Annotated in this window: 20 protein-coding genes and 1 riboswitch; of the genes, 15 read left to right on the top strand and 5 right to left on the bottom strand. The window is 71.5% G+C overall.

What is annotated here, in order from left to right:
• Position 1: 1 nt before the first annotated feature.
• A complete protein-coding gene (locus tag ABEG17_RS01150) occupies positions 2–913 on the bottom strand; it encodes a hypothetical protein (RefSeq protein ID WP_406831417.1) in 912 nt (303 codons plus the stop codon).
• Positions 913–2,598: a prenyltransferase/squalene oxidase repeat-containing protein gene (locus ABEG17_RS01145; protein ID WP_406831416.1), complete on the bottom strand. Its 1,686-nt coding sequence runs from the start codon at positions 2,596–2,598 to the stop codon at positions 913–915. Before ABEG17_RS01145 ends, ABEG17_RS01150 begins: the two co-directional genes overlap by 1 nt.
• Positions 2,599–2,769: 171 nt before the next feature.
• A riboswitch (cobalamin riboswitch) is annotated at positions 2,770–2,843 on the bottom strand.
• 353 nt (positions 2,844–3,196) lie between these two features.
• On the opposite strand from ABEG17_RS01145, the gene ileS reads away from it, so the two are divergent.
• Positions 3,197–6,526 carry an isoleucine--tRNA ligase gene (gene ileS, locus ABEG17_RS01140; protein ID WP_406833117.1) on the top strand — a complete coding sequence of 1,110 codons (3,330 nt, stop codon included), beginning with the start codon at positions 3,197–3,199 and terminating at the stop codon, positions 6,524–6,526.
• Positions 6,527–6,640: 114 nt separating this feature from the next.
• Complete coding sequence (locus ABEG17_RS01135; RefSeq protein ID WP_406833116.1) at positions 6,641–7,966, top strand: bifunctional folylpolyglutamate synthase/dihydrofolate synthase; 1,326 nt, start codon at positions 6,641–6,643, stop codon at positions 7,964–7,966.
• A gap of 76 nt (positions 7,967–8,042) precedes the next feature.
• Here ABEG17_RS01135 and ABEG17_RS01130 read toward each other — a convergent pair whose 3' ends face one another.
• Complete coding sequence (locus ABEG17_RS01130) at positions 8,043–8,174, bottom strand: hypothetical protein (RefSeq protein ID WP_406831415.1); 132 nt, start codon at positions 8,172–8,174, stop codon at positions 8,043–8,045.
• A gap of 176 nt (positions 8,175–8,350) precedes the next feature.
• Here ABEG17_RS01130 and ABEG17_RS01125 point away from each other — a divergent pair, with 176 nt between their 5' ends.
• Positions 8,351–8,743, top strand: a complete 393-nt coding sequence (locus tag ABEG17_RS01125; protein ID WP_406831414.1) for a DUF4233 domain-containing protein — start codon at positions 8,351–8,353, stop codon at positions 8,741–8,743.
• On the opposite strand, the gene ABEG17_RS01120 is transcribed toward ABEG17_RS01125, so the two are convergent.
• The gene (locus ABEG17_RS01120; protein WP_406831413.1) at positions 8,719–9,363 is read right to left on the bottom strand and encodes a DUF998 domain-containing protein; all 645 of its coding nucleotides are present in this window, start codon (positions 9,361–9,363) and stop codon (positions 8,719–8,721) included. The genes ABEG17_RS01125 and ABEG17_RS01120 overlap by 25 nt on opposite strands.
• Positions 9,364–9,406: 43 nt before the next feature.
• On the opposite strand from ABEG17_RS01120, the gene ndk reads away from it, so the two are divergent.
• Positions 9,407–9,835, top strand: a complete 429-nt coding sequence (gene ndk, locus ABEG17_RS01115; RefSeq protein ID WP_406831412.1) for a nucleoside-diphosphate kinase — start codon at positions 9,407–9,409, stop codon at positions 9,833–9,835.
• Between the two features lie 12 nt (positions 9,836–9,847).
• On the opposite strand, the gene ABEG17_RS01110 is transcribed toward ndk, so the two are convergent.
• A complete protein-coding gene (locus tag ABEG17_RS01110) occupies positions 9,848–10,369 on the bottom strand; it encodes a MarR family winged helix-turn-helix transcriptional regulator (protein WP_406831411.1) in 522 nt (173 codons plus the stop codon).
• 82 nt (positions 10,370–10,451) lie between these two features.
• Between ABEG17_RS01110 and ABEG17_RS01105 the strand changes: the two genes are divergently transcribed.
• The 11 genes from ABEG17_RS01105 to ABEG17_RS01055 all read left to right on the top strand — a co-directional run bounded on the left by ABEG17_RS01105 (position 10,452) and on the right by ABEG17_RS01055 (position 23,370).
• Positions 10,452–11,708, top strand: a complete 1,257-nt coding sequence (locus ABEG17_RS01105; protein WP_406831410.1) for an MFS transporter — start codon at positions 10,452–10,454, stop codon at positions 11,706–11,708.
• A gap of 198 nt (positions 11,709–11,906) precedes the next feature.
• Positions 11,907–12,953: a rod shape-determining protein gene (locus ABEG17_RS01100; protein ID WP_406831409.1), complete on the top strand. Its 1,047-nt coding sequence runs from the start codon at positions 11,907–11,909 to the stop codon at positions 12,951–12,953.
• Positions 12,954–12,956: 3 nt separating this feature from the next.
• A complete protein-coding gene (mreC, locus tag ABEG17_RS01095) occupies positions 12,957–13,766 on the top strand; it encodes a rod shape-determining protein MreC (RefSeq protein WP_406831408.1) in 810 nt (269 codons plus the stop codon).
• Complete coding sequence (locus ABEG17_RS01090) at positions 13,767–14,276, top strand: hypothetical protein (protein ID WP_406831407.1); 510 nt, start codon at positions 13,767–13,769, stop codon at positions 14,274–14,276.
• A gap of 155 nt (positions 14,277–14,431) precedes the next feature.
• The gene (gene mrdA / locus ABEG17_RS01085; protein WP_406831405.1) at positions 14,432–16,393 is read left to right on the top strand and encodes a penicillin-binding protein 2; all 1,962 of its coding nucleotides are present in this window, start codon (positions 14,432–14,434) and stop codon (positions 16,391–16,393) included.
• Positions 16,394–16,462: 69 nt separating this feature from the next.
• The gene (gene lpdA, locus ABEG17_RS01080; protein WP_406831404.1) at positions 16,463–17,860 is read left to right on the top strand and encodes a dihydrolipoyl dehydrogenase; all 1,398 of its coding nucleotides are present in this window, start codon (positions 16,463–16,465) and stop codon (positions 17,858–17,860) included.
• A gap of 54 nt (positions 17,861–17,914) precedes the next feature.
• The gene (locus tag ABEG17_RS01075; RefSeq protein WP_406831403.1) at positions 17,915–18,493 is read left to right on the top strand and encodes a GNAT family N-acetyltransferase; all 579 of its coding nucleotides are present in this window, start codon (positions 17,915–17,917) and stop codon (positions 18,491–18,493) included.
• A complete protein-coding gene (locus ABEG17_RS01070) occupies positions 18,469–19,608 on the top strand; it encodes an acyltransferase family protein (protein ID WP_406831402.1) in 1,140 nt (379 codons plus the stop codon). Before ABEG17_RS01075 ends, ABEG17_RS01070 begins: the two co-directional genes overlap by 25 nt.
• Positions 19,609–19,927: 319 nt before the next feature.
• Entirely contained in the window at positions 19,928–20,431 is a 504-nt protein-coding gene (locus ABEG17_RS01065; protein WP_406833115.1) for a helix-turn-helix domain-containing protein, read from the top strand.
• Positions 20,432–20,552: 121 nt separating this feature from the next.
• Complete coding sequence (gene rpsO / locus ABEG17_RS01060; protein ID WP_344195063.1) at positions 20,553–20,822, top strand: 30S ribosomal protein S15; 270 nt, start codon at positions 20,553–20,555, stop codon at positions 20,820–20,822.
• A 145-nt stretch (positions 20,823–20,967) separates the two neighbouring features.
• Positions 20,968–23,370: a polyribonucleotide nucleotidyltransferase gene (locus ABEG17_RS01055; RefSeq protein ID WP_406831401.1), complete on the top strand. Its 2,403-nt coding sequence runs from the start codon at positions 20,968–20,970 to the stop codon at positions 23,368–23,370.
• Positions 23,371–23,390 lie beyond the last annotated feature (20 nt).

The raw sequence follows: 23,390 nt of genomic DNA, 5'->3' as shown, positions 1-23,390 counted from the left end.
CTCAGCCGTGGGTGCGGCGACGCAGTGCGAGGTATGCCGCGCCGGCACCGACCACGCCGACGAGCCCGAGCCCGGCGAACAAGGTCGTCGGCGAGCCGGATGCGGGCGTCGCCGGGTGCGACTCGGCCATGGCGCCGGAGTCGGGGGCGGACTGCTCCGAGGTGCCGTCAGCGGTCGTCGTGCCACTGGGACCAGTGGTCGTGGTGGTCGTCCTCGGCGTCGCGGTGGTGGCCGACGGGGTGCTGCTCGCACCAGCCGTGGACGTGCTCCCGCTCTTCGAGGGCGACGGGCTCGCGGCGGCACCGGTGCCCCGAGGGCTGACGGACGCGCTCGCCCCGGGCTTCGGCGAGGCGGTGGAACGTGACATGCCGGACGTGCTCGAGGCGCTGGGCCGGGCACTCGCCTTCGGGGTGGGTGACGAGCTGGGACTGGGCTTCGGGCTGGGCGACGGGCTGGGCCTGGGCGCGCTTGTGGCCGCCGGCGGCGCCGTCCGGGGTGCCCCTCCGGACCCGAAAGCGAACCCGATCACGGTGCCGGGGGCGGGGTCGTAGTCGGCCACGCCGGAGCTGCTGTAGGTCCACGACCCGCCTCGCGGCGCGTGGAAGAACGCCCAGTAGGCGCTCGTGGGTGGCATGCGCTGGCAGCTCTGGCTGGAAGGGAACCCGTTGATCTTGCAGACCACGGTGCCCGGGTACTGCGTCGGGCTCACCACGGAGGCGACCTTCTGGAGCACCTTCATGGCGGAGGTGTCGTCAGCGGCGCAGGAGGTGGTCGTCGACGACCCCGTGTCGACGACGACGGTGACACCGCTGGTGCCCGAGCAGGCTGCCGCCTGGGCGGCCCCACCCGAGAGGGTGAGGCCACCGGCGGCGACGAGCGCTGCGGCTGCGATCAGGCGGATGACGCGGCGCATCAGGCGTGGACACCCTTGCGGCGAGCCAGGACCAGGGCGCCGGCACCCGCGACGAGCAGGAGCAGACCCGCGATGACGTAGGCGCTGATGTCTGCGCCCGTGAACGCCAGGGACGACGGGGTCGCCGATGCGGGGTCGTTCGCCGAGCCGCTGCCGCCATCGGTGGAGGACGGCGTGACGGCAGCCGACGTGCTGGACCTCGTGGTGCTGCTCGCGGTGCCGGTGGTGGGGCTGCTGCTGGTCGACGTCGTGGGTGACGGCGCCGGGCAGCTGAGGGTGGGGGCGGTGCTCGACGCGCCGTCGGCGGTGACCGTCAGCAGCGACCCTCCCGCCAGGCCCAGCGTCGCCTGGGGGGTCGCCCGCAGCGCGCGGTCCAGGGCCTTGGCATCGGTGCTCTTCGTGGCGAGGGTCGCGCGGTCTGCCGCGGTGAAGGCGATCCCGCCACGCAGGCCCGGTGCGAACAAGCAGTCCATCTGCAGCCCGGCGAGGAAGGACTGGGCCCTGGCCAGCTCCTTGGTCAGCCCCCCGGCAGCGAAGGCCTGGGCGGCGACGCCGGCGGTGTTCGCGTTGTACTGGCCGTCCTGGTTGAGGAAGCCACCGTTGGTCGCCTGGTGGGAGGCGAGGAAGTGGAGCGCGTCGACAGTGGCGGCGTCGTCGGCGCCGAGGAGCCCCACGAGGGCCTGGGCGGCGAAGGCCGTCGCGTCGAGGTCGCTGGTGCACGCAGCACCGGCGACGTCGAGGTTGCCCCGGAACCCTCCGTCGGAGCACTGCTGGTCGAGCAGGTAGTCGCCGGCGGCTTGGGGAACGTCATTGGTGGCGCGACCGAGGGCAACGACGTCGAGTGCCTGCCCGATGGTGTTGGAGTAGTCGCCGCTGGGGTTGCTCTTGTCGCCGTAGGCCGACTTGTCGGAGAAGCGACCCTCCTTGGTGAGCAGCCCCTTCAGCCGGCTGACGAGGTCCTGGCCGGCGAAGTGGGTGGGGTCACCGCCCTGCGCGACGACGCCGATGACGAGCTTGCCGAGGGGTCCGGCATACGTCTCGGCCGAGGACGGGTTGCCCGCGCCGGGGAAGCCGACGTAGTCGTTCACATGGGCTGCCAGGTAGTCGGTCGTGGCATCGCCCTGGGCGAGGCCGGCCTGCGCGCCTGCCAGTCCGAGGATGGCGTCGACGGTGTTGCCGCCGTCGAAGTACGTCGAGGCGGGGTAGTTGTAGTGGTTGCCGCGCGCCTTGAGGGTGCGCACCATGAAGCCGGCCGCAGCACCGGCCTGGGCGGCGGACCCGCCCGAGATCCGTGCCGAGCTGCGTGCCGCGGCCGCGTCGAACGGAACGGCCTTGTCGGTTGCCGCGGCCCGCTGGGTGGCGCTGGTCCTCGGGGTCGACGAGGTGCTCGGCGCGGTCGAGGTGGTCGACGTGGACGGAGCCGGGCCGGTCGGCGCGGGGGCGGTCGTCGTGGACGGTGCCACCGAGGTCGTCGTCGTGCTGGACGGTGACGACGACGTCGTGGCCGTCCCGGCCGTCGGCGCCGTGGTGGTGCTCGGGGCCGCGGTGCCGGTGGCCGAGCCGGTCGTGGCCGTGGTGGTGGGAGTGGTGGTGCTCGCCGAGGCGATGCCGGGCGCCACGAGGGCGGCGGCAAGGGCCAGGGCGAGGGCAGCCGCCGGACGGGCGGTGCGGATGGACTGGTGCATGGTGCCTCTTGGTGAGCGAGCGGTGTCGCGACGGTGGCACCGGCACACCCTGGTGGAGAAAGACAAAACCCCCGCTGTCGCTCGTGCGACAACAGGGGGCGGCCTCGGACCTGGTGGGTGTCCGGGCTCCGCCCCGCGTACCTCGACGGAAATGGAGCCGCTCCGCGTTCCAGGCATTCCGGCTCGCCACCCTCGCGGGCGGCCTACGGTTGCGGGTCAGCGCCGGACTTGGACCGGCTTCCCCTGTGGCGCGTCGTGGTGTCACCCGAGGGCGACGGGCCCGACTCTATACCCTCGGCCGGGGCCGCCCGGAAACCTGGACGAGCCGTTGGTCACAGCCCGCTAGACTGGACCCACAGGCATCGACCCGGCCATCACCGGCGAGCCTCCGGAAGAACAGGACCCGGGCACCCCGGTGCGCGGTCCCCACTAGACCCGGACGGATGGGCCCGTCATCGCCTGGCACAAGAGCGGTCGTATGGCGCGTGGTCACCACGCGGCACACGGCAAGCGAGGTGGTACCGCGGTGCCGCCGGGACAGCCCGGCGACGTCGTCCTCGTGCGAAACGCACGAACGATGGACAGGACCGCCGACACCATGGCCTACCCCAAGGTCTCCAGCGCAGCCCCCGACGACGCCGTGAACGCGACCGGCACGCCGCAGGGGGTGCCCGCCTCGCCGAGGTTCCCCGAGATCGAGGAGCGCATCCTCAGGTACTGGGACGAGGACGGCACCTTCATCGCCTCCGTCGAGAACCGTCCGGCCGGGCAGGACGGCGACAACGAGTTCGTCTTCTACGACGGTCCGCCCTTCGCCAACGGACTGCCGCACTACGGCCACCTGCTGACCGGGTACGTCAAGGACCTCATCCCGCGCTACCAGACGATGCGGGGTCGCCGGGTCGAGCGCCGGTTCGGCTGGGACACCCACGGCCTGCCCGCCGAGCTTGAGGCCATGAGCCAGCTCGGCATCAAGACCAAGGACGAGATCCTCGAGCTGGGGATCGAGGCCTTCAACGCCAAGTGCCGCGAGTCGGTCCTGAAGTACACCGACGACTGGCGCGAGTACGTCACCCGCCAGGCGCGCTGGGTCGACTTCGACAACGACTACAAGACGCTCGAGCCCGACTACATGGAGTCGGTCATCTGGGCCTTCAAGCAGCTGCACGACAAGGGCCTGGTCTACGAGGGCTTCCGCGTGCTGCCCTACTGCTGGAACGACCAGACGCCGTTGTCCAACCACGAGCTGCGCATGGACGACGACGTCTACCAGAACCGGCAGGACCCGGCCGTCACCGTTGGCCTGCGCCTGGAGACCGGTGAGCTCGCCCTGGTCTGGACGACGACACCGTGGACCCTCCCGGCGAACCTCGGGATCATGGTGGGGCCCGACATCGACTACGTCGTGGTCGAGTCCGACTTCACCGGGACCACCGAGCGCTACGTCATCGGTGAGGCCCGGCTGGCGGCCTATGCCAAGGACCTTTTCGGGGCCGACGAGCAGGACCCGGCCTCGCGGATCGTCCAGCGGCTCAAGGGAAGCGACCTCGTCGGTCGTGCCTTCACGCCGCCGTTCTCCTACTACCTCGGCCACGAGCGGGCGCACCGCGTCTTCCCGGCCGACTTCGTCACCACCGAGGACGGCACCGGTCTGGTCCACACCGCCGGCGCCTTCGGTGAGGAGGACAAGATCGTCACCGACGCGGCCGGGATCGAGCCCGTCATCCCCGTCGGTCCCGACGGCTGCTTCACCTTCCCCGTCACCGACTACGAGGGCGTGCAGGTCTTCGACGCCAACCCGATGGTCATCGAGCACCTCAAGAACCGCACGCGCGGCGATGGCGCGACGGGTTCGGTCACCGAGGGCACGGTGCTGCTGCGCCGGGAGACCTACGACCACTCGTACCCGCACTGCTGGCGCTGCCGTCAGCCGCTGATCTACATGGCGGTCTCGAGCTGGTTCGTCGAGGTCACCAAGATCAAGTCGCGCATGCTCGAGCTCAACGAGCAGATCGACTGGACGCCGGAGCACATCAAGCACGGGCAGTTCGGCAAGTGGCTGGAGAACGCCCGCGACTGGTCGATCTCGCGAAACCGCTTCTGGGGCAGCCCGATCCCGGTGTGGAAGTCCGACAACCCCGAGTTCCCCCGGATGGACGTCTACGGGTCCTTCGAGGAGCTCGAGAAGGACTTCGGGGTGGTGGTCAAGGACCTGCACCGGCCGTTCATCGACGACCTGACCCGGCCGAACCCCGACGACCCCACGGGTCGGTCGACGATGCGCCGGGTCGAGGACGTCCTCGACGTGTGGTTCGACTCGGGTTCGATGTCGTTCGCGCAGGTGCACTACCCGTTCGAGAACGAGCAGTGGTTCGAGCACCACTTCCCCGGCGACTTCATCGTCGAGTACATCGGCCAGACGCGTGGCTGGTTCTACACCCTGCACGTCCTGGCGACGGCACTGTTCGACCGCCCCGCGTTCTCGTCCTGCGTCAGCCACGGCATCGTCCTGGGCTCCGACGGGCAGAAGATGTCCAAGTCGCTGCGCAACTACCCCGACGTGCGCGAGGTGTTCGACCGCGACGGTGCCGACGCGATGCGCTGGTTCCTCATGAGCAGCCCGATCCTGCGCGGCGGCAACCTCGTCGTCACCGAGCAGGGGATCCGCGACGGGGTGCGCCAGGTGCTCATCCCGTTGTGGAACACCTGGTACTTCTTCTCGTTGTACGCCAACGCCTTCGGGCAGGACCACGACGGCGGGCAGGGGTATGAGGCGAAGTGGTCGACCGCGTCGACCGACCCGCTGGACCGCTACCTGCTGGCCAAGCTCGGGCAGTACGTGCAGACGATGCAGGACCAGCTCGACCGCTACGAGGTGGCCAACGCGTGCGAGACCACGCGCGGGTTCCTCGACGTGATGACCAACTGGTACGTCCGCCGGTCGCGCGAACGGTTCTGGGACACCGCTGCCGGCCAGGGTGGGGGAACAGCCGGTGGCGCGGAGCAGGCGTTCGACACCCTCTACACGGCGCTGGAGGTCGTCTGCCGGGTCGCGGCGCCGCTGCTGCCCCTCACGACGGAGGAGATCTGGCGCGGTCTCACCGGCGGCCGCTCGGTGCACCTCACCGACTGGCCCGACGCGTCCGACCTGCCGCACGACGAGGCCCTCGTGGCCGGCATGGACCGGGCCCGCGAGGTCTGCTCGGTGGCGTCGTCGCTGCGCAAGGCCAACGGGCTGCGCGTGCGCCTGCCCCTTGCTGACCTCACGGTGGTCATGCCGGATGCGCTGTCCCTCAAGGACTTCGGTGCGATCGTCGCCGATGAGGTCAACGTCCGCACCGTCACCCTGCGCGACATCGGCGAGGCCAGCCAGTCCGACTTCGGCATCACCCAGCGGCTCTCCGTCAACGCCCGCGCAGCAGGTCCGCGCCTGGGTCGCGACGTGCAGCAGGCCATCAAGGGCAGCAAGTCCGGTGACTGGTCGGTGGCCGAGGACGGCACCGTCACGGCCGCCGGCCTGGCCCTGGTCGAGGGGGAGTACACCCTCGAGACGGTGGTCGACTCCGGGGCCCAGGGTGGCTCCCAGGCGACCGCGATGCTCCCCGGTGGTGGCTTCGTGGTCCTCGACACCGAGGTGACGCCCGAGCTCGCGGCCGAGGGCCTGGCCCGCGACGTCGTCCGCGCCGTGCAGCAGGCTCGTAGGGACGCCGGCCTCGAGGTCAGCGACCGCATCTCGCTGACCGTCACCGGCAGCCAGGCGGTCTGGGAGGCGACGGTCGCCCACCAGGCGCTCATCGTCGAGGAGACCCTGGCCACCCAGTTCGGCAGCGCACCCCAGCTCGAGGCGCTGCCGGAGCGTGCCGACGTCGTCCAGGCCACCGTCGGTGACGGCGAGCCGGTCCGCATCAAGGTGATGAAGCTGTCATGACGCCGCGCGCCACACCCGTCGCCGTCCGACCCCACGCCCCGGAAGGAACTCCCCGTGCCTGCTCCTGACTCAGCCCAGCGCGAGGCCGCGCGCAACCTCGAGCTCGTGCGACAGATGCGCGAGGTGGAGGAGGCGATCCTGGCTCGCGCCCCCGAGCACGACCTGCAGCCGAGCCTGGAGCGCATCGCCGCGGTGATGGAGCTGCTCGGCGACCCGCAGCGCAGCTACCCCGTCATCCACCTGACCGGCACGAACGGCAAGACGTCGACGACGCGCATCATCGACACGCTGCTCACCGAGATGGGGCTGCGCACCGGTCGCTTCACCTCCCCGCACCTGCACAGCGTGCGCGAGCGGATCGCCCTGGCCGGTGAGCCGATCAGCCGCGAGAAGTTCCTCGCCGCCTACGCCGACGTCATCCCCTTCATCGAGATGGTCGACGTGAAGTCGGTCGCCGAGGGCGGCCCACGCATGACCTACTTCGAGGTGCTCGTCGCGATCGCGTATGCCGCGTTCGCCGACGCCCCCGTGGACGTCGCCATCGTCGAGGTCGGCCTCGGCGGCAGCTGGGACGCGACGAACGTCGCCGACGGCTCGGTGTCCGTGGTCACGCCGATCTCGCTGGACCACCAGCACTTCCTGGGTAACGACGTCGTCGACATCGCCACGGAGAAGTCGGGGATCATCAAGGCTGACGCGGTCGCCGTCATCGGGACGCAGGAGCCTGACGTCGTCTCGGTCCTCACCGAGCGCGGTGAAGAGGTCGGGGCGCGGATGACGTTTGAGGGCAACGACTTCGGCCTGCTGACGCGCGAGGTCGCCGTCGGCGGCCAGCAGATCTCCATCCGTGGCCTGGGTGGCGACTACGAAGACTTGTTCCTGCCGCTGCACGGCGCCCACCAGGCCCACAACGCGACCCTGGCGCTGGTCGCGGTCGAGGCGTTCCTCGGGGGCGGTGAGCAGCGGCTCGAGCCCGACGTGGTGCGCGCCGGGCTGGCGCGCGCGGCGTCACCGGGACGCCTCGAGATCGTGCGCCGGTCGCCCACCGTCATCGTCGACTCGGCGCACAACCCGGCGGGCGCGCTGGCCCTGCGCCAGGCCCTCGAGGACTCGTTCACCTTCGCCCGCGTCATCGGGGTCGTCGCGATCCTCAAGGACAAGGACGCCACCGAGATGCTCGAGGCGCTCGAACCCGTCCTGGACCACGTGGTCGTCTCGCGCACCACGTCGCCTCGGGCGATGCGCCCGGACGACCTGGGGGAGCTCGCGGTCGACATCTTCGGGGAGGACCGGGTCACGGTCGTGCAGGACCTCCCGGACGCGCTGGACGTGGCCGCGGGCCTCGCCGACGAGGGCGGCATGAGCGGCGGCGTCGTCGCCACCGGCTCGGTCACCACCGCGGCCGAGGTGCGCATGCTCGTCGGCACCACCGACGTCTGAGCCCACCAGCCACCGCGTTTGGGGGCAGGAGAGTGAGCCATGGCTCACCCTTCCGCCCCCAAATCCGGGTGGTCGCCTACTTCTTGCCGATCTGCCCCACGTCGCTGTGGTTCTTGGCGTCGGTCTTGGCATGCTTCTCGGCGCGCTTCTCCTTGATGGACTTGCTCGCCTTCTTGGCCAGGTGTTGTCGAGGTGACTTGTCGGCCATGGCTGTGCTCCCAGCGCTAGGAAGCCTGAGTGGCTCCGTGCACCGACAGTACGCCCGCGCGCGACGGCTTAGGCTCGTCCCATGCCCCCCATCACCAAGCTGGTCGTCCTGGTGGCGCTGGTCGCCCTGGGTTTCTGGTTGCTGACCAAGTTCCGTGACAACGGGAGGAACCGCAAGTGAAGGGGGTCGTCCTGTACGGCGCCCTCGGCAAGTTCACCTGGCGGATGCTGGCGACAGTGCTGGCCGGCCAGGGGATCGCGGTGTTCCTCGGCGCCCTGGTGGCCCGCGGGATCGCTGCCGCCGACGGCAGCTCCTCCGGGTCGGCGTGGCTGTGGGTCGGCACCGGCCTGGCCGTGCTGTGCTTCCTGGCCGCAGGCATGATGCGCCGACCCTGGGGCGTCACGCTGGGCTGGTTGATCCAGGTGGCGACCTTCGCGGCCGCCTTCGTCGTCCCGGCGATGCTGCTCGTCGGGTTCGTGTTCCTCGTCCTGTGGGTGGGGTCGCTCGTCGTCTGCCACCGGGTGGAGCAGGAGCAGGCCCGGCGTCAGCGTGAGGCCGCAGAGGCCTGACGGTCCCGCACCACGCCCGTCCCGCGGAGGGCGACGGCGGCCAGCGGCAGCCACAGCTTGGCCGGCCACACCGCCAGCCGCTCGGCGGCGCCCGACCACGCGTCGGCGCCCAGCCGGGCCCCGAACAGCACGGCCCCCAGGACGGCGAGGCCGCCCAGGACGGTGCCGAGCAGCCGGAGCCGACCGGCCGTCAGCCAGCGGGCATGCAGCAGCAGGGCCAGCGGCTGGGCCACGAACACCGGCAGGGCGACCAGGGTGTGCAGGGTCGGGTGCTCGTCGACCGGAGCCAGCCCGACCCCGACGGAGGAGACCCCCGCCACGACCCAGAGCCACCCCACGACGCGCGCCCGGCGTGCGGGGTCGCGCAGCAGGGGCATGGCGCCGATCGCCTGGAGGGCGCCGAACCCGATGAAGGCGAGGTTCATGGCCACGGAAGCCGACGAGCAGCCGGTCGCCGTGGGGGAGTGGCAGCTCGTGCCCAGGGCGCTGATCGTGTCGTCGGCCAGCGAGTAGCCGACGCCGGCGAACACGGCGAGCAGCACCTCGGCGGCGAGGTAGCCCGGCTGGGCCAGCCACGCGGCATACGCGGTGGCGCTCGTGGGCCCGCTCGTCCCCTGCACACCGCGACGCTAGTGCCTGCGCGGGCTGGGTAGGGTGGCGGGCGTGACGACGCAGATCGAACGTTCCCTGGTCCTGGTCAAGCCCGACGGTTTCGCCCGCGGCCTCTCCGGCGAGGTCCTGCGCCGCATCGAGGCGAAGGGGTACACCCTTGCCGCGCTCGCGGTGACGACCCCCACCGGCGAGCAGCTGGCCGAGCACTACGCCGAGCACGAGGGCAAGCCCTTCTACGAGCCCCTGGTGGAGTTCATGTCCAGCGGACCGGTGACGGCCATCGTCCTCGAGGGCCACCGCTGCATCGAGGGCTTCCGCGCCCTCGCCGGTGCCACCGACCCGACCGCGGCGCTGCCCGGCACCATCCGCGGCGACCTCGGCCGCGACTGGGGCAAGAAGGTCCAGGAGAACATCGTGCACGGCTCGGACTCCCCGGAGTCGGCCGCTCGCGAGATCGCGATCTGGTTCCCGAACCTCTGACCCGACCCACCCCTATGCGGGCTCGATCTCGTCGAGACCGTTGATCACCACCTCGAGGAGCGCGGCCAGCTGGTCGCGCTCCTCGCGTTTGAGCACCGCCAGCACGTCTGACTCGACGACGTTGGCCTCGCGCACCGCGGCCTCGAACAGCTCCCAGCCCGCAGTGGTGAGCTCGACCAGCACCCGGGTGCGGTTCTCCGGGTCGGGGGAGCGGCGCACGATCCCGCGCTCGGTCATCTTGTCGAGCCGGTGGGTCATCGACGAGGCGGCGACGTTGCTCGCGTCGGCCAGCTGGGACGGCGTCACCGGCCTGCCCTCCGACGTCGCCAGCACCGCGACCACCGACCACTCGCCGTGGGACAGATCGAGGTCGGCCAGCTGCCGGGTGTACCACTGGTCCAGCTTGCGGCCGAGGGAGTTCACCGCGGTGATGACGCGCTGCACCGACTCGTCGCCGCCGGCGGCGACATAGCTGGCCACCGCCTCCTTGTACTGCTCCTGGGCGGTGCGCCCGGCCTTCTTCCTCGCTGCCATGGAGCCATCCTCGCACGGCGTTCTTCGCATGCTAAGATTTCGACTTCGAAATATTCGACCTCGAAGAACTGTTGACCACACCATGCGCGCCCGTCTCCTGATCCTTGCCTCTGCCATCGCCATGCTCGGCTGGGGCACCGTCCTGCCCTACCAGTACGCCTACGCCGCCAACACCCGCGGCTGGGGCGCGCTGCTCGCCGCCGCGGCCTCGAGCCTGTTCTCGGTCGGCGCCCTGCTCGCCGCGCCCGTCGGTGGCCGTCTCGCCGACCGCGTGTCACCCGTGCTCGTGGCCGTCGGAGCCAAGGTCATCGCTGCCGCGGGCGCCGCCTCGCTGATCTGGGCGAGCAGCCCGACGGCGTTCCTCGTCGGCATGTTCGTCTTCGGCCTCGGCATCACCGCGGCCAACCCGGCGCAGTCCGTGCTCGTGCTGCGGTGGGTCGGGGGCAACGACCGTCGCCGCGTGTTCGCGTGGCAGTTCACCGGCCAGGCGCTCGGCATGGCCGTCGGCGCCTTCGCCGCCGGGTACGTCGTCGACCTCGACCGCACCAACGGGATGTGGCCAGCCTTCGCCACCGCCGGCGCGGGCTTCCTCATCTCCGCCGAGCTGCTCGTCGTCGCCGGTATGGCGCGCTGGGGCACCGCCCCGGGGGCGTGCGAGGACGAGTCGGGTGCCGCCGAGGCCGTTCGCTCGGCGAGCCCCCGGGAGGCGCTGCGCGCCATCTGGGCGATCCCGGCGCTGCGCTGGACCGCCCTCATCACCGTCACCCTGGCGCTGGGGTTCTACGCCCAGTTCGAGTCGGGTCTGCCGGCCTACGCCCTCACCGTGCTGCACGTCGACGAGACGACGATCGGCCTCGCCGCCGCCGTCAACTGCGTCGTCATCATCGTGCTGCAGATGCTCGTCGTCCGGCTCACGGCCAAGCGCAGCGGCGCGACCCTGCTCATGGGGGTCGGCCTGATCTGGACGATCTCGTGGCTCGTGCTCGCGGCGGCCTCGCTCGCCCCCGAGCTGGCGGCGGTCCTGTTCGTCACGACCTTCGGCATCTTCGCCGTCGGTGAGACGATGTACGCCCCCGTGCTCAACCCGCTCACCGCCAGCCTCGCCCCGTCGGGCCTGGTCGGCACGACGTTGGGGATGTTCACCGCCCTGCAGACCGGGTTCTCCGCGGTGGGCCCGCTCGTCGCGGGGGTCGTCCTCGGCGCCGGGATGGGCAGCGTGTTCATCGGCCTGCACATCGCGATCAGCCTGCTGGCCGTGTTCGGCGCCTGGCGCCTGCGCGCCACCCTGCGCACACCGGTCGCCGTGCCCCGCGCGGTGGAGGCGCAGCTCGTCGCCTGACCCGGCGGCATACGAGGCGTGCGGCGCGCCGTTCGTGCTGGGGCCCACTCTGCTCACGAAAGTGCACTCTGCCCGCGACGCTTCGTGGGCAGAGTGCACTTCGGCGGGCACAGTGCCGGCGGACCCGACTCGAACGGCGCGACCGCGCCCGGCGCGGCATACGAGGCGGGCCCGACGGCCCCGCGTACCATCGCCACCGTGAGCGGGACGGGTGGCTGGTCGAGGGGCTGGACGGGCTGGGGCAGGGACCTCGCCATCGACCTCGGAACCGCCAACACCCTCATCTACGAACGCGGTCGCGGCGTCGTCCTCGACGAGCCGTCGGTCGTCGCGGTCCAGGCCGGCACGTACGCGCTCCTGGCTGCCGGCACGCGGGCCAAGGAGATGCTGGGGCGCACCCCCGGCCACGTCCACGCCGTGCGCCCCCTGGCCGACGGCGTCATCTCCGACGCCGACGTCACCGAGCGGATGCTGCGCTACTTCGTCGACCAGGTCCGCCCGTCGCGGCTGTTCCGCCCGCGCATGGTGGTCTGCGTCCCGAGCGAGGTGACCGGCGTCGAGCGCCGCGCCCTCGAGGATGCCGCCGTGCGCGCCGGGGCCCGGCGCGTCTACGTGATCGAGGAGCCCATGGCCGCGGCGATCGGCGCCGACCTGCCGGTCAACGACACGGCCGCCTCGATGGTCGTCGACATCGGTGGCGGGACGACGGACGTCGCGGTCATCAGCCTCGGCGGCATCGTCACGTCACGGTCCCTGCGGGTCGGTGGCGACGAGATCGACGAGGCGATCATCGCCCACGTGAAGAGCGAGTACTCGTTGCTGCTGGGGGAGCGCAGCGCCGAGGACATCAAGATCGCGGCCGGTTCGGCGTTCCCGCTGCGCGAGGAGACGAGCACCCGCGTCCGGGGCCGCGACCTGGTCACCGGGCTGCCCAAGACCGTGACGATCTCCAGCCCCGAGGTCCGGCGCGCGATCGAGGGGCCGCTGCTGCAGATCGTCGAGCTGGTCCGCGCGACCCTCGACGTCTGCCCGCCGGAGCTGGCCGGTGACGTCCTCGACCGCGGCATCACCCTGACCGGCGGCGGCGCCCTGCTGCCCGGGCTGGACGTGCGGCTGCGCCACGAGCTCGGCGTGCCGGTGCAGGTCGCGCAGGACCCGTTGCGTGCCGTGGTGCGGGGTTCGGGTCGGTGCGTCGAGGAGTTCGGGACGCTCGAGCGCGTCCTGGTCGACGCCCGCCGCTTCTGAGTCATGCACCGATCCCGCCGTCTGCTCGCGACCCTCGTGGCGCTCACCGTCGTGGTGCTCGCCGCCGACCTCGCCGGCGCCCCCGGCACGGACGCCGTCCGCTCCGCGGCAGGCACGGTGTTCGGCCCCGCCGAGGAGCTGCTGTCGCCGGCCGTCCACCGTGACGACCCCAGCGCCCGCGAGGCCCGAGCCGCCACCGACGCCGACACCCTCGCCGCCCGGGCGACCGAGGCGGCGGCGTTCCAGCGGCTGCTCAGGGCTCCCGAGACCAGGGGTCGGGCCTTCGTGCCGGCCCGGGTCGTCGCCGTCGGCCGGACCGGCGCGGCCGGCCCCGAGCGCGTGACCATCGACGCCGGGACCCGCGACGGTCTGCGCACCGACCTCGCGGTCGTCGACGCCGACGGGCTCGTCGGCAGGGTCGTCGCCGTGTCGCCATGGACGGCCGACGTGCTGCTCGTGGGCGCTGCCGACCTCACCGTCTCCGTCCGGGTCGGGTCAGGGGTGCTCGGCTCCGTCGGCAGCGGCGCCACCGGTCCGCGTCGCCAGCGCGCGGGCGAGCTCACCCTGACCCCGGTGCAGCGTGGGGTGGTGTCCCGGGGCGACGCGGTGACCACGCTGGGGAGCCTCGACGGCACGCCATACCTCCCCGGGCTGCGGGTGGGCACCGTCACCGAGGTGGACTCCGACCCGGCAGCGCTCGTCCCCACCGCGGGGGTCGCGCCGGCCGTGGACGTCTCGACCCTCGACGTCGTGGGCGTGCTGGTCACCCCGGCCAGGGCCACCCCGCGCACCGCGACGACCGGTGGTGGCTAGGTGAGCACCGCCGTGCGACCCCTCGTCGGGACCGGTCGGGTCCGCGTCGCCCGTGGCCTCGCACTCGTCGCGCTCGCCGTCGCGTCGGCGGCCCTCGCCGCCCGGACGCCGCTGCTCCTGCCCGACCTCGTGCTGCCGGTCGTCGTCGCCGGCGCCCTCGTCGCAGGACCCTCCCGCGGAGCCCTGACCGGGCTCGCGGCCGGGTGGCTGGTCGACCTGGTGCCCCCCGGTGCCGTCGTGCTGGGCGCCGGAGCCCTGACGTATGCCGCGTGCGGCCTGCTCGCCGGCGCGGGCCGCCGGGAGGGGCTGGCTTCCTGGCGCTGGGTCGCCGTGGTCGCAACCCTGGCCTGTGCCGCCCAGACAGCCGGCGGGGTGCTCACCGCCCTCCTGGCGGGATCGTCGGTGTCGATGCGCGACTCGGTGGTCCGGCTGGTCCTCACGACCCTGCTCTGCGTGGTCGTCGTCCCTGTCCTGGTCCGAGCCGAGCAGCGCCTGCGAGCGCGGTCGTGAGGGGGCGGCGGCCCGGCGTGGGGCGGCTCGGACCGGGCTTCGGGGTCGGTGCTCGCCAGCGACGAGGCGCGGCCCGCCGCACCTGGGCGCCGCGGCCCCGGAGCCGTTCCCTGCCGCAGACCGGGCGACCCCGACCCCGGCACGCGCGGGTCTGGGTGTTCGCTCTGGTCGCCCTCAGCCTCGTCGGCACCCTGCTGGGGCGGCTCGGGCAGGTCCAGATCGGTGAGCACGCGTCGTACGAGCGCGCTGCCGCGACCCTGAACACCCGCACCGTCAGCGAACCCGCCGTGCGCGGGCGGATCCTCGACCGCTCCGGACGCCCCCTGGCCGACAACTCGACGCAGACCGTCGTGTCGGTCGAACGCAGGTCGCTGGCCGACGCCGCCGACGGCGGGCGCGCCCTCGTGCGGCGGCTGGCCTCGGCGCTGCAGGTGCCGTTCGCCCAGCTGTGGGGGCGCACCCAGCTCTGCGGGTCGCCCGACGCACCGTCGCCACCGATCTGCTGGGCAGGGTCGCCCTACGTCCCCGTCCCGTTGTTGTCCGGAGCCGACCCGAAGCGTGCGCTCGGGCTGCTCGAGCACCCTGACACCTACCCCGGGGTGAGCGTCACCGCGCAGCCCGTGCGCGACTACCCCCAGGAAGCGACGGTCAACGCGGCCCACGTGCTCGGTTACCTCGGTCGCGCAGCGGAGCAGGACGTCGCCGACTCCGGCGGACGGATCTCGGGGCTCGACCTCGTCGGCCGCGCGGGGCTGGAGCAGCAGTACGACGCGCAGCTGCGTGGGGTGCCCGGCGCCGACACCGTCTCCCTCGACCCACGGGGCGTCGTCACCGGACAGGTGTCCTCGACCCCACCCGTGCCCGGTCGCGACCTGGTGACCAACCTCGACTCGCGGGTCCAGTCCGCCGCCGAGGGTGCCCTGCGGGCGGCAGCCGCCTCCGCCCACCGACGCGGCCTCAAGGCCGACTCCGGTGCTGCCGTCGTCCTCGACGTGACCAACGGCGCCGTCGTCGCGGCAGCGAGCTACCCCACGTACGACCCCTCCGTCTGGACCGGAGGCATCTCCAGCGCCGACCTCGCGACCCTGACCGACGCGGCGGCCGGGACCCCGCTCGTCTCCCGCGTGACCGCGGGCGCCTACCCGCCGGCCTCGACGTTCAAGGTCGTGAGCATCCCGGCTGCGGTGAAGGCAGGCAACAGCCTGCGCGGCACCTACGACTGCACGTCGAGCTACACGATCGGCAACCGGCGCTTCGCCAACTTCGAGTCCCGCGCCTACGGCCCCATCACCCTGCACCGCGCGATCGTCGTCTCCTGCGACACGATCTTCTACGACTTCGCCTACCGCTCCTGGCTCGCCCAGGGCGGGCTCGGGGCGAAGACCGATGCGGCCGACCCCTTCGTGGCGACGGCCAAGGAGCTCGGGCTCGGGACCGCGACCGGTGTCGACCTGCCGGGGGAGCAGGCCGGCCGGATCCCCGACCGCGCCGCGAAGCTGGCGACCTGGTCGGCGTCGAGGACCGACACCTGCGCCCGGGCGAAGAACGGCTACCCCGAGGTGGCGGCGACGGATCCCGGCCGCGCGGCATACCTCAGGTCCCTGGCGATCGAGAACTGTCGCACGGGGTTCCAGTTCCGCGCCGGCGACGCCGCGAACTTCGCCATCGGCCAGGGCGACACGACGGCGACCCCGCTGCAGATGGCGCGGGTGTATGCCGCCATCGCCAACGGGGGCACGTTGTGGACCCCGCAGGTGGCCAAGGGTTTCGAGGCGCCCGGCGGGACCCTCGAGCCCGTGGCTCCGAAGGCCGCGGGCAAGGTCGTGTTCCCTGCCGGGACGCTGCCGTTCCTGCACGACGCGCTCAGGGGCGTGGTCCGGGAGGGAACCGCCGCCGAGGCGTTCAGGGGATTCCCCCTGGACCGGTGGCCCGTGGCGGGCAAGACCGGGACGGCAGAGTCGTTCGGGAAGCAGGACACCTCCTGGTTCGTGTCCTACGCGCCCGCTGACAAGCCGAGGTATGCGGTCGCGGTCGTCGTGTCGCAGGGTGGCACCGGTGGCACCACGGCAGCGGCTGCCGCGCGCACCATCCACGACGCGTTGCGCACCCTGCGCTGAGCGTCGACCCGTTGTCTGCTGTCGGCCCACCGGTGGGGGACCTGGCACGCACTCAGTAGGCTGGCGCGCATGGCTGACTTCGATGTGGTGGTGCTCGGTGCTGGTCCCGGTGGGTACGTCGCGGCGATTCGCGCCTCCCAGCTCGGCAAGAAGGTCGCGGTCGTCGAGAAGAAGTACTGGGGCGGGGTCTGCCTCAACGTCGGCTGCATCCCTTCCAAGGCGCTGATCAAGAACGCCGAGCTCGCGCACACGCTCCAGCACGACAAGGAGCTCTTCGGCATCGAGGGCGACGCCACCATGAAGTACGGCGTCACGCACGCCAGGTCCCGCAAGGTGTCGGCCGGCATCGTCAAGGGCGTCCACTTCCTCATGAAGAAGAACAAGATCGAGGAGATCGACGGCTGGGGCACCCTGACGTCGGCCTCGTCGATGGACGTCGCGCTCAACGACGGCTCGACCCGCCAGCTCACCTTCGACAAGCTCATCATCGCGGCCGGAGCGGTCACGCGGATGCTGCCGGGTGTCGAGGTCAGCACGAACGTCGTCACCTACGAGGAGCAGATCCTCGACGAGAACCTCCCCGGCTCGATCATCATCGCCGGGTCCGGCGCCATCGGCGTCGAGTTCGCCTACGTCATGAAGAACTTCGGCGTCGACGTGACCATCGTCGAGTTCCTCGACCGCATGGTCCCGACCGAGGACGAGGAGGTCTCCAAGGAGCTCCTCAAGCACTACAAGAAGCTCGGCGTGAAGGTCATGCTCGGCACCAAGGTCGAGTCGGTCGAGGACACCGGGTCCGGCGTGCGCGTGACCGTCTCGCCCGCCAAGGGTGGCGACCAGCAGGTGCTCGAGGCCGACAAGCTGCTCTCGGCGATCGGCTTCGCGCCGCGCACCGAGGGGTACGGCCTGGAGGCCGCCGGCGTGAAGCTCACCGACCGGGGTGCGGTCGAGATCGACGAGTACTGCCGCACCAACGTCGAGAACGTCTATGCCATCGGCGACTGCACCGCCAAGCTCATGCTCGCCCACGTCGCGGAGGCCCAGGGCGTCGTCGCCGCCGAGCACCTCGCCGGGGCCGAGACCATGCCCGTCGAGTACGACTTCATCCCGCGAGCGACCTACTGCCACCCGCAGATCGCGTCCTTCGGCTACTCCGAGGCGCAGGCCAAGGACAAGGGCTACGACGTCAAGGTCGCCAAGTTCCCGTTCTCCGCGAACGGCAAGGCGATGGGCCTCGGCGACGCCGTCGGGTTCGTCAAGATCGTCGCCGACGCGACCCACAACGAGATCATCGGCGCCCACCTCATCGGCCCCGACGTCACCGAGCTCCTGCCCGCGCTGACGCTGGCGCAGAAGTGGGACCTCACCGCGGACGAGGTGGCGCGCAACGTGTTCGCGCACCCGACGCTGTCGGAGGCCGTCAAGGAGGCCGTCGAAGGCATCGCCGGCCACATGATCAACCTCTGACCAGACGCTGCCCAGACCTCACCGTCCGCCCGCGGACAGTTCGGAGACGTCCGTATGGCGCGCGTGAGCCTGCCGATCACCACCGACCGCCTCACCCTGCGCAGCTTCCGGCCGGGTGACGAGGACGACGAGGACGACGTCTTCGCCTACCGGTCGGTGCCGTCGGTGGTCCGGTACATCCCCGGAGACCCCAAGACGCGCGAGCAGGTCGAGGACCTGGTCGCCGAACGTGCCACGGCCGGGCGGATCGACGCCACGATGCCGAACCTCACCCTGGCGGTCGAGCTCGACGGTCGGGTGATCGGCGACGTCCTGCTGCTGCTGGCCGGGCCCGATGGTGCCGACGGCAAGCAGGCCGAGATCGGCTGGGTGTTCGCCCCCGACGTCGGCGGCCAGGGGTACGCCACGGAGGCGGCCCGCGCCATCACCGAGGTGGCGTTCCGTGAGGTCGGGGTGCACCGGGTGTGGGCGGAGCTCGAGCCAGAGAACACCGCGTCGGCGCGGGTGTGCGAACGCCTCGGCATGCGACGCGAAGCCGTCTTCGTCAAGGGTTCGTGGTTCAAGGAGCGCTGGACCGACATCGCGATCTACGGCCTGCTCGCGGACGAGTGGAGCCAGGAGCCGGGCCACTGACCGGCGGGACAGCCGTCGGGCTGGCGACGCACGGACAGCGTGCCGACCCGACGGCCACGGCTGGGCGGCGCCCACCCCTGCCCGCGCTGACGGGACTTCGCGCGCTCGCCGCCCTCTGGGTGGTGCTGTTCCACTACCGCGAGGACATCCTGGCCCTGCTGCCCTGGCTCTCCCCGGCCAACCTGTTCCTGGGGGCTGGGTACCTCGGCGTCGACCTGTTCTTCCCGCTCAGCGGTTTCGTCCTGGCGTACAACTACGCCGACCGGCTGAGGACCTTCTCGTGGCGCGGGACACAGGGCTTCATCCAGAACCGCTTCGCCCGCGTCTGGCCCGTCCACGTCTTCGCGCTGCACGTCGACCTCGTGGTCGCGCTCGCGGTCGGGACCATGGGCATCGGTGAGAACGGGCACCGACGGACGCTCGCTGCATACGTCGAGAACCTGTTCATGGTGCACAACTGGTGGAACGACCGCCCGAGCTTCAACGGTCCCGCCTGGTCGATCGGCTCGGAGTGGTTCGCCTACCTCCTCGCGCCGCTCGTCTTCGTCCTCGCGGCGCGGCTGGTGCGGGCGAGGTCGGCACTGCTGCTGGCCGCCGCCTCGTATGCCGCGATGCTGGCCGTGTTCGCCACCATGGCCCTGCCCAACGGGAACCTCGAGCACATGTTCTACGTGCGGATCCTCGGGGAGTTCGTGGGCGGGATCTTCCTGTGCCTCGCGTGGGTGCGCGGTGGGGCCCGGATGGGGCGGTGGTTGGTCGTGGCCCCACTCACCGTCGCCGTGATCGCGCTCGTCCCGGCGGCGACGTCGAACGACTACTGGGCGGCGCCGGCCCTCGGGCTCGTCGTCGCAGCCCTGGCCGCCTCCAGCGGCTGGACGACACGCACCCTCTCGAGTCCGTTGATGGTGGCGGCGGGGGAGGCCTCGTACTGCCTCTACATGACGCACGTGCTCGTGCGGCCGGTGGTCAGCGGGCTGCGCGACTGGGGCGACGCGGCGTGGTGGAGCGCGGCCTTGGCGGTCACGGGCATCGCGGTCGTGCTCGGTGGCGTCGCGTGGCTGGTGCACGTCCTGGTCGAACGTCCCGCGCGCCGGTTCCTGCACGCCCGCGCCTGACCAGCGCCCCGCGCCCGCCCACCCGCCCGGCGCCCGCGCCCGCCCACCCGCCCGGCGCCCGAGCCCGCTGGCGGACGTCCGCCGGGCCGACGCACGTCCGCCTTCCGTGCCCCCGAGCACTGGTGTCCGGGTGTTCCGGCGGCCCTACGTCACTGAGCACAGAACGCGCTCAGTGACGTAGGGCCACAACAACCCCTTTGGCGCCCGGCGCTGCACGGTCTGTTGTCAGACCCCGTGGCCATGCTGATCGGTGTGTGGCGCACGGGCGCGCAGTCAAGGGCGGGAGGCAGCGGTGGGGGAGCTGGAGCTGACGGGGTACATGGTCAGGGCGCGGCGGCGGGCTCGGCTGAGCCAACGGGAGATGGCAGAGGAGCTCGGCGTCGCCCGGTCCACACTGGCGAGCTACGAACGCGGCTCCCGGCGAGTGCCCGAGGGCGCATTCGCGGCGGCCCTCGCCGTGGGAGGTCTGCGGTTGGCGGTTCTGGACGAGGAGGGGCGGGAGATCGAGCCGTTTCCCAGCGATGCGGTCCGAGACAACGCGGGGCGCAGGTTCCCGGCCCACCTCGAGGTCCAGCCACCGGACAAGCTTCCCAGGGAGGCGCTGCGGGCACCGCGGTACGACCGAGAGGCGCCCCGTGCGTGGTACCACTTGCGCGGTTCGGACGAGGTCTCCCTCGACGACCTCGGCGGGCGCGACCACCCCACCGACCATGAGCTCGCGCTGCGGCTGCGGAGGCTGCGGACCGCTGGTGCCGTGAGGAGGATGCTGGCCCTCCCGGACGAGCCGGACGCGTGCTCAGGGGAGGGTGACCGGCGCGATTAGGGTGCGCCGTGACCCGCTGGTAGCCTTGCCATCGCCGTAGACCGGCCGCGGATCCAGAGCGCCCAGGTGAACCAGCCCTGAGGCACCGCGCAACGATTCCACGAAGGAGCAGTGTCGACCCATGCCGTTGAGCACCGACGTCAAGCAGAAGATCATGTCCGAGCACGCCACGCACGAGGGCGACACCGGTTCCCCCGAGGTCCAGATCGCCCTGCTCACGCAGCGCATCCTCGACCTGACGGAGCACTCGCGCCAGCACAAGCACGACCACCACAGCCGCCGTGGGCTGCTGCTGCTGGTCGGCCAGCGCCGCCGGCTCCTGCGCTACCTCGAGAGCGTGGACGTCGAGCGTTACCGCTCGCTGATCAAGAAGCTCGGTCTGCGCCGCTGAACATCCGACAGGGACGGTCCTCCACGAGGGCCGTCCCTGTCGCATGAGGCCGGCCTCGCTGCCGCGCCCGCACCACCAGCACCACCAGAAGAAACCCCGCGCACAACGACGATGCGCGTGGAACTTGAAAAAGAAGGAGGGCCCAATGGAGGGTCCAGAGATCCAGTTCGCCGAAGCCACCATCGACAACGGCTCGTTCGGCACCCGCACGGTCCGGTTCGAGACCGGACGCCTGGCCAAGCAGGCCGGTGGCGCCGTCGCCGCCTACCTGGACGAGGACACGATGCTCCTCTCCACCACCACCGCCGGGAAGCACCCGCGCGAGGGATTCGACTTCTTCCCCCTGACGGTCGACGTCGAGGAGCGGATGTATGCCGCGGGCAAGATCCCCGGCTCGTTCTTCCGTCGTGAGGGCCGCCCCTCGACCGACGCGATCCTCACCTGCCGCCTGATCGACCGCCCGCTGCGCCCGACCTTCACCAAGGGCCTGCGCAACGAGGTCCAGGTCGTCATCACGGTGCTCGCGCTCAACCCCGACCACCAGTACGACGTGCTCGCCATCAACGCGGCCAGCGCCTCCACGCAGATCTCGGGTCTGCCCTTCTCCGGTCCGATCGGTGGCGTCCGCGTCTCCCTGATCGACGGCCAGTGGGTCGCCTTCCCGAACTTCTCCGACATCGAGCGCTCCACGTTCGACATGGTCGTCGCCGGCCGTGTCGCGGGTGACGACGTCGCGATCATGATGGTCGAGGCCGAGTCCACCGAGCAGACCTGGGACCTGGTCAAGAACGAAGGCAAGCAGGCTCCGACCGAAGAGGTCGTCGCCGAGGGCCTCGAGGCCGCCAAGAAGTTCATCAAGGTCCTGTGCGAGGCCCAGGCCGAGCTGGCGAGCAAGTCCGCCAAGCCCGTCCAGGAGTTCCCGATCTTCCTCGACTACGAGGACGACGCGTATGCCGCCGTCGAGGCTGCGACCTCGGCAGACCTGGCGCAGGCGCTGACGATCGCCGGCAAGCAGGAGCGCGAGGAGCGCATCGACGAGATCAAGGCTGCCGTCAAGGAGTCCCTCGCCGGTGAGGGCCAGCAGTTCGCCGGCCGCGACAAGGAGATCTCCGCGGCCTACAAGTCCGTGCAGAAGAAGCTGATCCGTCAGCGCATCCTGCGCGACAAGGTCCGCATCGACGGCCGTGGCCTCGCCGACATCCGCGCCCTCGGCGCCGAGGTCGAGGTCCTGCCGCGCGTGCACGGCTCGGCCCTGTTCGAGCGCGGCGAGACCCAGATCATGGGTGTCACCACGCTGAACATGCTCCGCATGGAGCAGCAGCTCGACACGTTGTCGCCGGTGACGCGCAAGCGCTACATGCACAACTACAACTTCCCCCCCTACTCCACCGGTGAGACCGGTCGGGTGGGTTCGCCGAAGCGCCGCGAGATCGGCCACGGCGCGCTGGCGGAGCGGGCGCTCATGCCCGTGCTGCCGACGCGTGAGGAGTTCCCCTACGCGATCCGTCAGGTGTCCGAGGCCCTCGGCTCCAACGGCTCGACGTCCATGGGCTCGGTCTGCGCCTCCACCTTGTCGATGCTCAACGCTGGTGTGCCGCTGCGCGCCCCGGTCGCCGGCATCGCCATGGGCCTGGTGTCCGACGAGGTCGACGGCCAGACGCAGTACGCCGCGCTGACCGACATCCTCGGCGCCGAGGACGCGTTCGGTGACATGGACTTCAAGGTCGCCGGCACCCGCGAGTTCGTCACGGCCATCCAGCTCGACACCAAGCTCGACGGCATCCCCGCCTCGGTCCTGGCCGGTGCGCTGACCCAGGCCCGCGACGCGCGCCTGCACATCCTCGACGTCATGAACGAGGCCATCGACGTGCCGGACGAGATGAGCCCCTTCGCTCCTCGCGTCATCGCGGTGCAGGTCCCCGTCGACAAGATCGGCGAGGTCATCGGGCCGAAGGGCAAGATGATCAACCAGATCCAGGACGAGACCGGCGCCCAGATCTCCATCGAGGACGACGGCACCGTCTACATCGGCGCGACCGACGGTCCGTCGGCCGAGGCGGCCCGCGCGATGGTCAACGCCATCGCCAACCCGCAGATGCCGGAGGTCGGCGAGCGCTTCCTGGGCACCGTGGTCAAGACCACGACGTTCGGTGCGTTCATCTCCCTGCTGCCCGGCAAGGACGGCCTGCTGCACATCTCCGAGGTGCGCAAGCTCGTCGGTGGCAAGCGGATCGACAACGTCGACGACGTCCTCGCCGTCGGCCAGAAGGTCCAGGTCGAGCTCAAGGAGGTCGACCCGCGCGGCAAGCTCTCGCTGGCCGCCGTCCTGCCCGAGGGTGAGAGTGGCGACAGCGCCGCCGACGCCGTCGACGCACCGGCTACCGAGGCCCCGTCCTCCGACGCCGGCTCCGACGAGGCGGCCGAGTCCAGCGACTCGAACGACTCGGGTGACCGTGGTGAGCGCCGCGAGGGTGGTCGCAGCCGCAACCGCCGTCGTCGTGGTGGAGAGCGCAGCGACTCCGGCTCGTCCGAGGTCGAAGCTAGCTGACGTCCCACCCCAGCACGACC

It is taken from the genome of Pedococcus sp. KACC 23699, assembly GCF_045348425.1.
In the GTDB taxonomy this organism is placed as follows: Bacteria; Actinomycetota; Actinomycetes; order Actinomycetales; family Dermatophilaceae; genus Pedococcus.
The sequence above is the reverse complement of the archived record's forward strand: the minus strand, read 5'-3'. Positions and strand labels throughout refer to the sequence as shown.